Raw genomic sequence first — 15,788 nt, 5'->3', positions numbered from 1 at the left:
TACACGAGAGTAACGCTAATTTGGGGTTAAGCAAAATGCAGCAGACAATAGAGGGCTTTCGCCTTTCTCCACAACAAGCTCGCCTGTGGACGCTTCAGCAGAAGAACAGTGCTGCCTATTATACCTACTGTTCGATTCTTATTGATGGTTCTCTGCGGATCGCGGCCCTGCAAGACGCGCTAAGAACCGTCATTGAGCGCCACGAGGTGTACCGCACAAGCTTTCGGCGCCTACCAGGCATGACGATGCCAATGCAGGTCATCAACGAGGAGCCGCTCTATGCCTGGCAGTCTTTCGACCTGAGCAATTGTTCAGCATTGGAACAACAAAGCATGCTTGAGCGGCTCGCCGCCATGGATACCAGCCAGCTTGTCGATGTGGAACATGGCCCCTTCATGTCCTGCTTTTTGCTTACTCTCAGTTCGCGTCGGCATATGCTGTATCTGTATGTAAACGCGCTCCACGCGGATAGCCAGTCAATGCGCTTGCTGGCCCATGACATCGCTACTTGCTATCAATCCAACCAGGACGTGGACGTGGACGATATCGCGCAGTATATCCAGTTCGCCGAGTGGCAGCATTCCCTGCTGGAAGAGCAGGTTGAGGCCGCGGGCGCGCCACAAGAGACTCGGCTCGATCCTCACGACTTCCCGATGCAGGAACTTCCCTTTGAGCGGACGAATGATCAGGACTATTTTGCCACCGATACCCTACGCTTTGCCCTCTCTCCTGAACGCTATGGGCAGATCCGCGCTCTTGTCGCGGCTCAGCAGTGCACTCCAGAGCATTTCTTGCTGGCATGCTGGTACATCTTGCTGAAGCGCTTAACGGGGCAGTCGCGGCTCCTGCTTGGCCTCAGCATTAACGGACGCCTCTATAAAGACCTGGCCGACATCGCAGGCTTGCTGGCCAAAGAGATGCCTTTTACGTGCCAGTTGGATGACCGGTTCACCTTCGAGGAGGCCCTGGCGAGCATTAAACATGAGCATGAGCAGTTAAAAAGGCAGTATACGTATTTTAACCCTGAAACGCTTCCCACATCAGGCGAAGCAGAGGGCATCCTGTACCCTTTCTACTTTGAGTTCAGGGAGCCAGCCCCCACATATACGTCGCCCACTGGCGAGGTCGCGTTGACGCTGGAGCATTGCTATAGCTGCTTGGAGCCGTTTAAGATCAGGCTTCTCGCGTTAGAGGGCGCGCACGAGCTAACGCTGGAGATCCACTATTGCCGGGGGCTTTTTGAATCGTCAGCTATCCACATGCTGAAGGAGCGGCTGCTGACGCTCATTGAAGCTGCCGCTACGCGACACGACCTTGCTCTTGAGCACCTGCAGATCCTCAGTGCTACGGAGCGCCAGCAGCTACTCGTTGACCTCAACCAGACCGCCGCCAGCTTTGAGCGCGAGATGTACCTGCACAGGTTGTTTGAGAAGCAGGTCGCGCAGACGCCCGATGCTATCGCGCTTGAGGATGAGCATGGTCTGCTCACCTATCGGGAACTGGATGCGCGGGCCAATCAACTGGCGCACCATCTGCGGACGCTTGGCGCGGGACCAGAGACATTGATAGGTATCTATGTAGAGCGCTCGCTGGCAATGGTCATAGGGGTGCTCGGCAGCTTAAAAGTGGGGGCTGCTTATATCCCGCTCGATCCCCAATATCCTGAAGAGCGTCTGAAATGGATCGCGGAAGATGCGCGCTTATCCATCCTGTTAACCACGCGCTCCCAGGCCTTCGTGACAGAGCAAGTCGTTCGCCTGGATCAGGATTGGGGCGTGATTGCTCGGCAGCCTGCCGCGTCTCCTCCCGCCTGCCAGCTTACGTCGGACTCGCTGGCCTACATCATCTATACCTCTGGTTCGACGGGGAGGCCAAAGGGTGTGATGATCTCGCACGAGGGGCTGACCCATTATGTGCAATGGTCGAGCCAGCACTATCGGGCAGGGGATGGCTTCGGGTCCGCCGTGCATTCCTCCCTGGCATTTGACCTGACTGTTACCAGTCTCTTTACGTCGTTAGTCGCGGGCCGGCGCATCGTCCTGTTAGCGGAGTCGCAAGGGGTAGAAGCACTAGGGCAAGTATTGCGGGAGAGAGCGGACTTTAGCCTGTTAAAGATCACACCGGCCCACCTTGACCTGCTCAACCAGTATCTCCAACCGGGCGAGCTAGCGACAGCCTCGCGCGCACTGGTAATTGGCGGAGAGGCCTTATATGGCGAGAGCCTTACCCCTTGGCGCGTGCATGCTCCCCGGACGCGCTTGATCAACGAGTATGGGCCAACGGAAACCGTGGTTGGCTGCTGCGTATTCGAGCTTCCTGACGACGGACCAGACAGTGGCAACATACCCATAGGGCGACCCATCCCCAATACACAACTCTATGTGCTGGATAGCCAACTACAACCGGTCCCGTTGGGGATGCCCGGCGAACTGTATATTGGAGGCGTCGGCCTGAGCCGTGGCTATCTAAATCGTCCCGATTTAACGGCGGAGCGCTTTATCGCGAACCCCTTTGCCACGCAGCCCGGCACGCGCCTCTATCGCACGGGTGATCTGGTACGCTATATCTCGGCGGATGGGAATCTCGAATACCTTGGGCGCGTTGATCGACAGGTGAAGCTGCGCGGCTATCGCATCGAGTTGGGCGAGATCGAGGAGGTATTATTACGCCATCCCAACGTCAGGGAAAACGTTGTCTTGCTTCGCGAGGATGAGCCGGGCAATCCGCAGCTTGTCGCCTATATCGTTGCGAAACAGCAGCAAGCACCGCGCCTGACAGACGTACAGGTGTTCTTGCGAGAGCAGATACCAGCCTACATGATCCCCTCCGTCATGGTCACGCTACACGCGCTACCGTTAACCGTGAATGGAAAACCTGATCGCGCAGCCCTGCCCGCACCCTCGCCTGAAGATATCGACGTGACCAGCTATACGCCGCCCAGAAATCCGGTGGAAGAATTGATGGTGAGCATCTGGGAAGAGGTGCTCAAGGTCCCCTCGATTGGCATCCACGACCACTTCTTCCGCCTGGGAGGCCATTCCCTGCTCGCGACCCAGTGCCTGGTCCGCATACGCAACTCCTTTCAGGTTGATTTACCCCTGCAACGCTTCTTCGATGCCCCGACCATTGCCGAGCTAGCCGACTATGTCCAGCAGCTATTGCAGCGCGACCAGGGCGCGGCCTTACCGCCCCTGGTGCCTGTTGATCGTCATGGGAACTTGCCGCTCTCGTTCGCGCAGCAGCGGCTCTGGTTCTTAGATCAATTAGAGCCAGGGAATACCGCGTATCTGTTGCCAGCTGTGCATCGGCTGCGTGGCGTCATCGATAGTCGCGTCCTGGAACAAGCATTGCACGCGCTATCTATGCGGCACGAGATATTGCGTACCACCTTCAGTCTCCGCGACATGCAACCATGCCAGATCGTGCATCCCATAAGCCGGCTTGCTCTTCCCGTCATTGACCTGCAAGGGCTGTCCGTTGAGGAGAGGCTGTCGGTTGCCAGTCGCCTGGCTCAACAGGAGAGCGATCAGCCCTGCGACCTGACGCGGGGGCCTCTCTTGCGCACCTCCCTTGTGCGCCTCGCGGCGCAGGACCAGGTCGTGCTGTTAACCATGCATCACATTATCACTGATGGCTGGTCCAATGACATCTTCTACCGTGAGTTGATGGCGCTCTACCATAGCTCTGTCACCGGTGAGGCCGCGCAATTAGCCCCTTTGCCCGTGCAGTACGCGGACTTCGCCTCCTGGCAGCGGCAATGGTTCCAGCAAGATGTCATTGAGGCACAGCTCGCCTATTGGAAGCGGCAGCTCGCGGACGTGGTGCCGCTGAATTTGCCCACGGACCATCCGCGCCCTTCCATCCAGACCTATCGTGGCGCGCAGCGAGCACTCCTGTTACCGCCCTCACTCGGCCAGCAGCTTTCGGCTTTGAGTCAGCGGGAAGATGTCACGCTGTTCATGCTCTTACTCACGGCCTTTCAGGTGCTGTTGGCACGCTACAGCGGGCAAACCGATATTTGCGTCGGAACGCCGATTGCCAATCGTACACGCGCGGAACTGGAAGGCTTAATCGGTTTCTTTGTGAACACCCTTGTCTTGCGCGCGGATCTCTCTGGCGATCCCACGTTTAGAGAGGCGCTTCACCAGGGACGCGAGGTGGCGCTGGGCGCGTACTCCCACCAGGACGTGCCGTTTGAGCAACTGGTCGATGTGCTCCAACCGGAGCGCGATTTGAGCATTTCGCCTCTCTTCCAGGCCATGTTTGTCATGCAACAAGACATGACCGCCACCCAGCACGCGCCTGGACACGAGGAGCCGCGGGAGGCTGGGGTATCCGGCGCACTGGATGTAGAGCATACCACGACCAAATTTGATCTCTCGCTCTTTGTCTCCGTGCGCGAGACTGGCCTGTATTGCGGGATCGAGTACTGTCGCGACCTGTTCGAGCCGGCAACGATTGGGCGCATGCTGGAGCACTGGCAGATCCTGCTCGAGGGGATCGTGGCTCAGCCTGAACAGCCTATTCTCTCACTTCCGCTGCTGACCGAGGCGGAGAAGCACCAGGTCCTGGTTGAGTGGAACGCGACCGAGGCCGCCTATCCGGAGCAAGCCAGCATTCCCCACCTCTTTGAGGGGCAGGTTCTGCGCACCCCTGATGCCGAAGCGCTGGTCTATGAAGGCAGCTCGCTGACCTATCGCGAGCTGAACCGGCGTGCGAATCTGCTGGCGTGTGAACTGCGCTCGCGTGGTGTCAAAGCCGACACCCTGGTTGGCGTCTGTATGGAGCGCTCCGTCGAGATGGTCGTGGCATTGCTGGGTGTGCTAAAGGCTGGAGGGGCTTATGTCCCGATGGATCCCGCCTATCCCCAGGAGCGCCTGGCCTACATGCTTGAGGATGCCGCTGTGTCTGTTCTGTTGACGCAATCGGCGCTGCGTGAGCAACTGCCGCAACAGAGCGCCCGCGTGTTCACGCTAGACGCCGGCTGGGGCGCGGACGGGAACGGCGAGCTTGATAATCTCACGCCCAACTATCGTCCGGAACATCTCATCTACATGATCTATACCTCCGGCTCGACAGGCCAGCCCAAGGGCGTGATGAATACCCATCGTGGTGTCTGCAACCGCCTGCACTGGATGCAGCAGGAGTACCAGCTGACCGCCGAGGATCGCGTGCTGCAAAAGACGCCTTTCAGCTTCGATGTCTCGGTCTGGGAGTTCTTCTGGCCCCTGATCAGCGGCGCCACGCTCGTCATGGCTCGCCCCGGCGGTCAGTCGGATGCGGCTTACCTGGCGAGGCTCATTGAGGAGCAGCGCATTAGCACGCTGCATTTTGTCCCCTCGATGCTGCACGCCTTCTTGTTGGAGCCAGAGCTGGAGGCGCGCTGTCAAAGCCTCAAGCGTGTTATCTGTAGCGGCGAGGTTTTGACCTATGAGCTACAGGAGCGCTTCTTTGCTCGCCTCAAGGCCCAATTACATAACCTCTACGGGCCAACCGAGGCTGCGATTGACGTCACCTACTGGGCCTGCCAGTCCGGTAGCAAGGAGTCGGTGATTCCGATTGGCCGTCCCATCGCCAATACACAGATCTATATCCTGGACGAGGCGCAACAGCCTGTCCCGGTGGGGGTCTCGGGCGAGCTGTACATTGGCGGCGTCGGGGTAGCGCGTGGGTATCATCAGCGCCCTGAGTTGAATCGTGAGAAGTTTATTCCTGACCCGTCCAACAAGAATGAGGGGGGGCGCCTCTTCCGCTCGGGCGACCTTGCGCGCTACCGCCCGGATGGTGTGATCGAGTTTCTGGGTCGCATCGATCACCAGGTCAAGATCCGGGGCTTCCGTATCGAGCTGGGTGAGATCGAGGCCGCGCTAAGCCAGCATCCAAATGTGAAAGAGGCCATTGTCATCGCACGCGAGGACATGCCTGGAAATAAGCGCCTCGTGGCCTATCTCATCCCCGAGCAGGTGGGTGAGCATATCCCTGCCGTGAGCGATTCGCCCCTGCTCTCGCCCCAGGAGGCGGGCCTCACGCTTGAGGGGTTGCGCACTTTCCTTGGTCAGCACCTGCCCTCTTATATGGTTCCCTCGTCCTTCCTCTTCCTGAGCGCCTTGCCGTTGACACCGAATGGTAAGGTGGACCGCAAGGCTTTGCCCGCGCCCAATAGCGAGCGGCCTGAGCTGGAAGAGCAGTTCGTCGCGCCCCGCAACGCGATGGAGCAGAAGCTGGCAGAGATCTGGACTGAGGTGTTGGGTCAGCCGCGTGTTGGCATTCACGATAACTTCTTTGCCCTCGGTGGCGACTCCATTCTCAGCATCCAGATTATTGCACGGGCCAAGCAGGTCGGCATCCATTTGCAACCCCGGCAGTTGTTCCTACATCAATCTATCGCGCAACTGGCGAATGTTGCCCAATTGCGCGAGATCTATGAGGCGCAGCAGACGCCGGTGACGGGTGACGTTCCGCTCACGCCCATCCAGCACTGGTTCTTCTCCCAACGCCTCCCAGAGCGGCAGCATTATAACCAGGCCAGAGTCTTGGAGATCGACGAGCGCGTCACCCTCGGTCAATTACAGGTTGCCCTCAGCCATCTCCTAACCCAGCATGACGCGTTGCGCCTGCACTTCCAGCCTGAGGGGAGCGCGTACCGGCAATACTACGCGATGCCAGAGGACGAGATCCCATTCGTATATATCGATCTCTCCGCGCTGTCTGCGGCAGCACAACCGCCGGTCATGGAGCAACTGGCCGCGCAGGCCCAGGCAAGTTTAGATCTGGCGCGTGGTCCGTTGCTGCGCTGTGTCTTCGTCGACTGTGGTCACGATGTGAGTGGTTACCTCTTGCTGGTCATTCATCACCTGGCGGTCGATGGCGTCTCCTGGCGCATCTTGCTGGCCGATCTTGAGCAGGCTTTATCCCAGGCGAAGAAGCGCGAAGAGATCCGCCTGCCGGAGAAAACCAGCTCGTTCCAGGACTGGGCGCGCAAACTGCACCAGTATGCGCAATCGCCCACGCTGGCGAACGAGCTACCCTACTGGCTTGATCAGAGGAGGGCGAGCGTTGTCGCGCTCCCCACGGACATGCCGATCAGGGAAAATAAGGTGACGAGCCGCCGCAGCGTTCACGTGGCTTTACAGGCAGCGGAAACGCAGGCGCTTCTCCAGGTCCTCCCCTCGTATCGCTTGCAAATCAACGATATCCTGCTCACGGCCCTGGCCCAGGCGTACGCGGCCTGGACGGGACAGCGCGTAATGCTGCTCGACCTGGAAGGGCATGGGCGAGAGGATCTCTGGGAGGATATCGATCTCTCGCGTACTGTGGGCTGGTTTACGACCATCTTCCCCGTTTTGCTGGACATTGAGCACGCAAGAACGCCTGCTATAGCGCTGAAAACGGTGAAGGAGGAGCTACGCCAGATCCCCCAACGTGGCCTCGGCTATGGAGTATTGCGTTACCTCCATGATAATCCAAGCATACGCGACGCCCTGGCCTCATTGCCCCAGGCGCAGATCAGCTTCAACTACCTGGGGCAGTTTGACTCGCTCTACGCTGAACTGACGCAACTGAAGCGGACCCAGGCTTCTAGCGGCCCGGCACAGGGGCCGCGCAATGAGCGCAGCCACGTGCTTGAAATCAACGCGAGCATTGTCGATGGTCGCTTGCATGCTATCTGGCAATATAGCGAGCAAATTCATCACGTCCAGACCATTCAGACGGTCGCGGATCTGTTTGTCGCCGCCCTGCGCGCCCTGATCGCCCATTGTCACTCGCTTGCTGTTGGCGGCTATACACCCTCGGATTTCCCCCTGGCGGGTCTACGCCAGGAGCAGCTTGATAAACTTGTGCCTGTATTGTTACCGCCAGTGTCAGAGGGTGATGCGCCCGCGTCACCCATTGAGGATATCTACCCATTAAGCCCCATGCAGGCTGGCATGCTCTTCCACAGCGTCTATGCGCCCCAACAGAGCGGGACCTATTGCGGTCAATTTGGCTGGACAATACGGGGCGCTTTCCAGCCAGATGCCTGGCAACGAGCCTGGCAACGAGTCATTGAGCGGCACGCAATTTTGCGAACCGCCTTCCTGTGGCAGGAGGTTGCCGAGCCTTTACAGGTGGCCTATCAGCGGATTGCGCTGCCCTGGCACTACTCCGATTTACGGTCCCTTGCCCCACAGGAGCACGCGGCCCGTATCGATGCCATCTATCGAGAGGACCGCGAGCGCGGCTTTGATCTGCGCTCCGCGCCCTTGCTGCGTCTCATCCTGCTCAGATTGGATGACGACGCTTACCACTTCATATTTAGCCATCACCACTTGCTGCTCGATGGCTGGTCGCAGCCGCTGTTGTGGCGAGAGGTCATGCAACTCTACCAATCTTTCTGCCAGGGGAACGCGGAACCGGCTCTACCCATGCCGCGCCCGTACCGCGATTACATCGCCTGGTTGCGGCAGCAAGATGTACGACAGGCAGAACAGTTCTGGCGCACGTACCTGGCCGATTTCGGCACGCCGACCAGGTTGGCCGTCGATAGCGTCTCCTATGCGGATCGAGGGATGGCGAGCCAGCATATGGCCGTCGAGCGGAGACAACTCTCCCCCGAAACGACGCTGGTCCTGCAACAGTTCGCTCAGCAGCATCAGTTGACCATGAATACCCTGATACAGGGGGCCTGGTCCTGGCTGATCGCCTGCTATAGCGGCGAAAGGGATGTCGTGTTTGGCACGACGGTCGCCGGGCGCCCCGCCGACCTAGCTGATGCCGAGGGGATGATAGGCTTGTTTATTAACACGCTCCCCGTGCGTGCGCGTATCGAACATGAGCAGGGCTTGCTTGCCTGGCTCACCCGGCTACAGACTCAGCAGGCGGAGGCGCGCCAATATGAGTACACGCCACTCTTTGAGATACAACGCTGGAGCGAGGTGCCAGTCGAGCAGGCGCTCTTTGAGAGTCTTGTGCTCTTCCAGAATTATCCAGTGGAGCCTGTGACAACCGCCTCAAGCGGCCAGCGGTCGGCAAACAAAACATCCATACGAGCGGAGCCAGTCATTGAGCGTACAAACTATCCCTTGTGTCTGAGTGCCGCCCTGGCGGGTCACGTCTTGAACCTAGAGCTTACGTATGACTGTGAGCGCTTTACGCTGGTCATCATTGAGCATTTACTTGAGCATTTGCGCCTCATCCTTCAGAAGATGGCGACGCGTGAGGCCACGTCGCTCACCCAGCTACCGGCCATCCTTCCGGCGGAGCGAGACCTGATCCTGCGGGAGTGGTCGCGGCGGCCAGGCGAGCCGGCTCCCGCCCTGGGCCTGCACCAGTTGTTCGAGGCGCAGGTTTTGCGCACCCCTGACGCCATCGCGCTCACGGCGGAGAACCATCACCTGAGCTATGCCCACCTCGACGCTCGCGCCCGGCACCTGGCGGGAGCCTTGCAGGAACAGGGCGTGGGTCCCGAAGAGCGCGTACTTCTGCTCCAACCCCGCTCCGTGCTGATGCTCATCAGCATGCTGGGTGTGCTCAAGGCCGGGGGCACCTATGTCCCCCTGGATGCGCAGATGCCTGCTGAGCGCCTTGCCCACATCGCGGCAGAGTGCCACGCCAGGGGCGTGCTGCTCTCTCGTTCGCAGCCCCCGGCGCACACGCTTCCCACTGGTATGCCCGGCTGGGAGGTCGAAGCGCTGCTGGCGCGGCCTGCCATGCCGGTGCGGGAGCCACTCTCGGCGTTCCCGGCGCAGCGGCTGGCCTACATCATCTACACCTCGGGGTCCACGGGCCGACCCAAGGGGGTCGCGGTGAGCCATGGCAATGTCGTGGCCTCGACCTGGGCGCGTCCCGCCTATTACCACGAAGACGTCGAGCACTTCCTGCTCCTCTCGCCCCTCTTCTTTGATAGCTCGGTCGCGGGCCTCTACTGGACGCTGCTGCAAGGCGGGCGGGTCGTGCTGCCAGAGGGAGAGAGCGGGCGTGATCCGCGGGAGTGTGGCGCGCAGATGGAGCGCGAAGGCATCACCCATCTGCTCTGCATCCCCTCCTGGTACGCCCTACTGCTTGAACAGGGCAGGCCTCAGCAGTGGAGGGGGCTCCGCTCGGTGATCGTGGCGGGAGAACGCTGCGGGGAAGAACTGGTGCGGGCGCACGAGCAGCAGGGACCTCAGGCGCGGCTGCACAACGAATATGGCCCCACGGAGGCCACGGTCTGGTGTAGCGTCTGCACACCGGAGCCGGGGCAGCAATGGGAACAGGGGGTGCCCATCGGGCGAGCCAGTGCCCATGCCCATCTCTACGTGCTCGACGCACGGATGGAGTCGGTGCCGGTGGGCGTGCCGGGCGAACTGTATGTGGGCGGGCCGGCGGTGGTGCGCGGCTACGAGGGACAGCCCCAGCAGACGGCGGAGCGCTTCGTGCCCGATCCCTTCAACGAGCAGGCGGGCCAGCGGCTCTACCGCACCGGGGACCGCGTGTGCTGGACGCGAGCGGGCCAGTTGCGCTTCCTGGGCCGGGTGGACCAGCAGATCAAGCTGCGAGGGTATCGCATCGAAGTGGAGGAGATTGAAGCGGTCCTGCGGGGGCACGAACAGGTGCGCGAGGCCGTGGTCGGTGTCTGGGAAGGGGAAGGGCACTCCCCCCGGCTGGTAGGCTATATCGTGCCGCGCGAGCAGCCAGGAGCCCAGGGGCAGGAGCTACGGGCCTGGCTGGGCGAGCGCCTGCCCGACTATCTCGTCCCTGCGCAGTTCGTGAGCCTGGAACAGGTGCCACGCACGGGGAGCGGCAAGGTGGACCGCAAACGCCTGGCCCAGATGCCACTGGTGGTCGCGGCGGAACGGGTGGGAACGGCCCAGGAGGAATCGCCGGTCTACGCGTTGGTGCAGGGGATCTGGCAGGCATTGCTGGGGCAGCCCGTGGAGCCGAGGGAGAACTTCTTCGCGCTGGGCGGGCATTCACTGCTGGCGACGCAGGTGGTGGCGCGGGTGCGTCAGCAGATGGGGATCGAGCTGGCGCTGCGCGAGCTCTTTGAAGCGCCGACGCTGGCGGAGTTCGTGCTGCGAGTGGAAGCGGGGCTCCGGGGAGGGCGTCAGTCGAGTGCGCCGGCCCTGCTCGCGCAGCGGCGAGGCGCGCGGGTCCCCTTATCGTTCGCGCAGCAACGGCTCTGGTTTCTGGAACAACTCGCTCCCAACGGGGTGGCGTACCTGATCCCCAGCGCGCAACGGGTGCGGGGTCCCTTGCAGGTGGCGGCGTTTGAGCGCAGCGTGCAGGAGGTGGTGTGGCGGCACGAGAGCCTGCGCACGACGTTCCAGTGGGAAGGGAGCGAGCCAGTGCAGGAGGTCGCGGAACGAAGAGCGGTGAGACTGCCGGTGTTCGACCTGAGCGGGCTGGGCGAGGGGGAGCGAGCGCGCGAGGCGCAGCGGTTGGGGCAGGAGGAGAAGCGGCAGCCCTGCGACCTGAGCGGGGGACCCCTCTGGCGGGTGCAGATGGTGCGGCTGGGAGCCGAGGAGCACGTCTTGCTCTTGACGATGCACCACCTGATCTCGGATGGGTGGTCGATGCAGGTGCTAGAGCGGGAGATAGCGCAGGGATATCGAGCGAGAGTGGAGGGCAGAGAGGTCGCGCAGGCTCCTCTGCCGATTCAGTACGCCGACTACGCGCTCTGGCAGCGGAACTGGCTGCAAGGGGAGGTCCTCGAAGAGCAACTGACCTACTGGCGCACACAACTGGCGGACGCGCCATCCCTGGAATTCCCCACCGATTACCCGCGACCGCCAGTGAAAACGACCAATGGTGCGCTAGAGTCCATTCACCTCTCGGATGCCCTACGCGATAGCCTGTTGGCGGTGAGCAAGCAAGAAGGGGTAACGCTCTTTATGCTGCTTTTAGCCGCCTTCCAGGTCTTGTTGATGCGCTATACGGGGCAGAAAGATATCAGCGTCGGCACACCCATCGCCAATCGCACACGAGAAGAAGTGGAACACCTCATTGGCTTCTTTATTAACACCCTGGTCATCCGTAGCGACCTCTCTGGCGATCCCACGTTTAGCGAGCTAGTCGCGCAGGTACGTGAGGCCGCACTAGGAGCCTATACACATCAAGATGTACCATTTGAGCAACTGGTGGAAGTGTTGCGCCCTGAGCGCGATTTGAGTCGTTCCCCCCTCTTCCAGACCATGTTTACCTTGCAAGAGATCCCAGAAGCGCCAGCGGAGAACGCCGCCACAGGGATACACCTGAGCAGGTTCGGAAGCGGGCAGAGCAGCACCAAGTTTGACCTATCCTTCTCTATCACGCGTCATGCTGGTGGGCTGGCATGCACGATGGCCTACAACACTGATCTCTTCGCTCGCTCAACCATGCAACGGCTCCTAAACCATTGGCAGACGCTCTTAGAAGGCATCGTGGCGAGGCCAGGACAGGCGATCTCCGCATTGCCATTGCTGACCGCGCAAGAGCGACAGCGCATACTCTACGACTGGAACGCCACGAAGAGCGCATTCGCTAGCCTGGAACACTGCGTCCATCAACTTTTTGAGCGGCAGGCCGAACGTACTCCCGATGCCCCTGCCGTCGTATTTGAGGACGCGACGCTGACGTATCAGAGCCTGAATCAGCGTGCTAATCAGCTTGCCCACTATCTGCGCGAGCGAGGCATCACGTCGGAGAGCCGCATCGGGCTATGCCTGGAGCGCTCCCTGGATCAGGTGATCGCGGTCCTGGCGATTTTGAAGGCGGGCGGCACCTATGTTCCTGTTGATCCTGTCCAGCCGGTGGAGCGCATCGCCTATATGTTGCAGGATGCCCGCGCCGCACTGACCCTGACCCAGACGAGCCTGGAGGAGAAGCTCGCCGGATCTGAGGCTATCTGCTGCCTTGATCGCGACTATTCAGTGATCGCGCAACAGCGTCACGAGAACATTGCGCGTGCGGTTCAACCTGCCAGCGCTGCCTATGTGCTCTATACGTCAGGCTCGACCGGCATGCCGAAAGGTGTCGTTGTAGAGCATCGCCAGATCGTCAACTACATCGCGGCGATTGAGGAGTGCGCACAGCTAGAACCCGCGACCGCGTATGCGATGGTGCAGCCGCTCGGCGTGGATTCCTGCCTGACCATGCTGCTTCCCTCCCTGGTATCGGGGAGCGTCTTGCATATCATCGCCCGCGAACGCGCTCTCGATGCCCAGGCCCTGGCCCACTATTTCGCCGAGCGCCCTATCGATTATCTGAAGATCGCGCCTTCCCATCTCTCGGCCTTGTTGACCGATGGCCCGCCGGCCCGCTTGCTACCAACGAGAAGGCTCATCATTGGCGGCGAAGCCTCACAACTGGAATGGGTCCATCAGGTGCGCTCCTTGCTGGGCGCGGGCGAGATGTTCAACCACTATGGGCCAACCGAGACGACCGTTGGGAGCCTGACCCATTACATTGATATCCAGGCATCATCCGATAAAACAGGCGTCACGCCAGTTGGTAAGCCGCTGGCGAATACGCAGGTGTACATCCTGGATACGCAACTCCTGCCCGTGCCCATCGGGGTTGTGGGGGAGCTTTATATTGGCGGCTCTGGCGTGACACGCGGCTATCTCAATCAGCCTGCGTTGACTGCCGAACGCTTTGTGCCCGATCCCTTTAGCGCGCAGCCGGGGGCCAGGCTCTACAAGACAGGCGATATGGTACGCTACGCTCCCGATGGCAATGTTGAGTTTATCGGGCGTGGTGATGAGCAGGTCAAGATTCGCGGTTATCGGGTCGAACTGGGTGAGATTGAAACAGCGCTGTTGCAGCATCCAGCTATCCGCGAAGCGGTCGTGCTGGCTATCGAGCACGTTCCTGGTAATAAGCAGGTGGTCGCCTATGCTGTGGCGTATGAAGAGCAGAGGCCAGCCACGCAGGATGTGTTGCGTTTCTTGCGCGACAGGCTCCCAGAATACATGCTTGTCTCGGCTATCCACTGGCTAGAGGCGTTGCCCTTGACCCCGCACGGCAAAGTGAACCGCAAGGCCCTGGCCTCCCTGGAAGTAGAGGCTGAGGCTGAGCCAGCCGTCAGGCCGCTTACACTACAGATCAGCATAGAGGAGATGCTTGGCGAGATATGGAGGCAGGTGCTGGGGCGTGAAGAGATCGGCCCACATGATAACTTCTTTGAGTCAGGCGGGCATTCGTTGCTTGCCACACGCCTCATCTCGCGGGTACGCGCCATCGTGCGGGTCGAGATACCATTGCGAGCGCTCTTTGAGGCCCCCACTATCTCAGGTCTGGCCCGGCGCGTGGAGCAAGAGCTACGAGGCGGAGAGGCGCTTGCCCTGCCACCGCTCGCCCCAGCGGCACGTAATCAGCCGCTCCCCCTCTCCTTTGCTCAGCAACGACTTTGGTTCCTTGATCGCCTGGAGCCTGGAAACATCGCGTACTTAATGCCGGTAGCGCATCGCTTACCCGGTGAGCTAAACGTAAGCGTTCTCGACCACTGTTTGCGTGTGCTTGTGCTGCGCCACGAGAGCCTGCGCACCACGTTCCACGAGAGCCTGCACGCGAGCGCCCTGGTACGTAGTGGGCAACCCATCCAGGTCGTTCACGCGGTTGCTCATGTCTCTCTCCCGGTCATCGATTTACGTGGATTGACGTCGCAGACGCGTGACCAGGAGGTCCAACGCCTGGCGCAGCAGGAGGCGGTCACGCCCTGTTCGTTAGAGCGGGGACCGCTACTACGCACCGCTTTGCTCAGGCTTATGGACCGAGAGCATATCTTGTTGGTCACGATGCACCACATCATTTCGGATGGCTGGTCCATGCAGGTTTTTATACAAGAGTTTACCGCGCTGTATCAGAGCACGCTCGCCAAGGCCCCCTCGCCACTCTCGCCGCTTCCTGTGCAGTATGCCGATTACGCGTTCTGGCAGCGCCAGTGGCTACAGGGTGAGGTGTTGGAGCAGCAACTGGCCTACTGGCGTCATCAACTCAGTGGCGTCACACCGGTCAAGTTGCCAACGGATCACCCCTATCCCGCGAAGCCTACCCATCGCGGGGCCTCGCATATCTTCAGGTTGTCCGGCGAGTTGACACGTGCTTTGACGCAGGTGAGTCGGCAGGAGCATACCACCTTATTCATGACGCTGCTGGCGGCCTTTCAAGTCCTCCTGTATCGCTATAGCGGACAGACGAATATCGTGGTGGGCACCGATAGCGCCAATCGTACCCTCCTGGAAACCGAATCGCTGATTGGGTTCTTTATCAATGTGCTGCCCCTGCGTACCTCCTTGCACGGGCAACCGACGTTCCGCGAGGTACTGCAACGCGTGCGCGAAGTCGTGCTGGGAGCCACCTCCCATCAGGAGACGCCCTTTGATTTGCTGGTCGAAAAGCTTGTTCCAGCGGATCGTCAGCAGCGCTTGCCGCTCGTGCAGGTGCTCTTTGTCATGCAGAATCTGACCCAGCAGGCTTCCCAGGAGAGCAGTGCCGAGACGAAAGCGGAAGAACAGAGTTATCAAGCGCTTGGCGACGTTGCACGAGCGGCCAAATTTGACCTGGCCCTGTTTATGCAGGAGCAGGACGGGCAATTGTATGGCACGCTCAACTATAGCCAGGATCTCTTTGAAGCCAGCACCATAGCCACCATGATGCAGCGCTGGACCGTCCTGCTAGAGCAGATGGTGCGCGAGGGGGATCTCCCGATTGAGCGGCTCACCTTCTTTGCGACCAGCGAACGCCAGAAGCAGCACGAGCAGGTGCGCCAGTTGCGCAAACAACTACGTAGCCATGCCGGTGAACGGTTTGAATTACCGGGCTTAGACGAGGCGTAGCGGGGAAAATGG

Annotated in this window: 1 protein-coding gene; it reads left to right on the top strand. The window is 60.4% G+C overall.

Annotated elements, in window-relative coordinates:
- The first annotated feature begins 35 nt into the window (after positions 1-35).
- Positions 36-15,776, top strand: a complete 15,741-nt coding sequence (locus JMJ04_RS41585; RefSeq protein WP_201376287.1) for a non-ribosomal peptide synthetase — start codon at positions 36-38, stop codon at positions 15,774-15,776.
- Positions 15,777-15,788 lie beyond the last annotated feature (12 nt).

It is taken from the genome of Ktedonobacter robiniae, from assembly GCF_016587375.1.
Taxonomy (GTDB): Bacteria; Chloroflexota; Ktedonobacteria; order Ktedonobacterales; family Ktedonobacteraceae; genus Ktedonobacter; species Ktedonobacter robiniae.
The sequence above is the reverse complement of the archived record's forward strand: the minus strand, read 5'-3'. Positions and strand labels throughout refer to the sequence as shown.

Coding starts and splice junctions, on each gene's coding strand:
- JMJ04_RS41585 (WP_201376287.1), top strand. CDS start 36: ATGCAGCAGACAATAGAGGGCTTTCGCCTTTCTCCACAACAAGCTCGC.